The sequence below is a fragment of the Sphingomonas sp. ERG5 genome, from assembly GCF_000803065.1.
GTDB lineage: Bacteria > Pseudomonadota > Alphaproteobacteria > Sphingomonadales > Sphingomonadaceae > Sphingomonas.
Genome location: NZ_JSXI01000005.1, coordinates 1 through 568, shown reverse-complemented (window position 1 = coordinate 568; position 568 = coordinate 1). Strand labels below are relative to the sequence as shown.

The 568-nt window shown below is 43.8% G+C and carries 1 protein-coding gene; it reads left to right on the top strand.

Annotated elements, in window-relative coordinates; translation table 11 throughout:
• Positions 1–297: 297 nt before the first annotated feature.
• Complete coding sequence (locus OO12_RS28400) at positions 298–558, top strand: hypothetical protein (protein ID WP_160296708.1); 261 nt, start codon at positions 298–300, stop codon at positions 556–558.
• The last annotated feature ends 10 nt before the right edge of the window (positions 559–568 follow it).

The following is a 568-nucleotide window of genomic DNA, read 5'->3' as shown; positions in this document are numbered from 1 at the left end:
GGATTATAATAGGCTCAGCGGCCTTGATCATTATCAGCATGATCGCAGCAAATAGATTTGCGAAAATCGAAGCTAGCTGATGTGCGTTGTCAACTTTGAAGTGCAGCAGAAGTGGAGGCGGAGCTAAGTTACGGTGATGGAGAGGCTGTCGGCGCTAATGTCTCGGGATCAGATCCTCTAGGATCATCGCTTGGAGGCACCGTAGCGGGAGGGAAAGTAGGTGACGGCGCGGGCCTATTGGTCGGGGGCGGAAAGGCTTTCAACTACACTTTCGCTCCGATAAGAATAGGCTGTTAGATGAAGAATTCCAAAAAATTTAGCGTTGGTTCTCTGAGAATTGCTCGCAACATATCAATTCTCATTTTTTTTATGTCGCTAGTTCTTTGTATTTTGGTATTATGTGCGGCATTTCCGTCTTCATTTCAAACGCAGTTGAAGAATTTTATGGGAATAGATGATCAAGTTGTGGCAGAAACTGTGAGTTTTGCTTTGCTTTTAGGATCGTCTTTTAGCTACCTTTCTACAAGCGTATTTATCATGCTTTTTAAAGATAAATAGGGGGATTCGG

What these genes read in the sequence shown, in the direction of transcription:
- OO12_RS28400 (WP_160296708.1), top strand. Translation starts at nt 298, where the DNA reads ATGAAGAATTCCAAAAAATTTAGCGTTGGTTCTCTGAGAATTGCTCGC.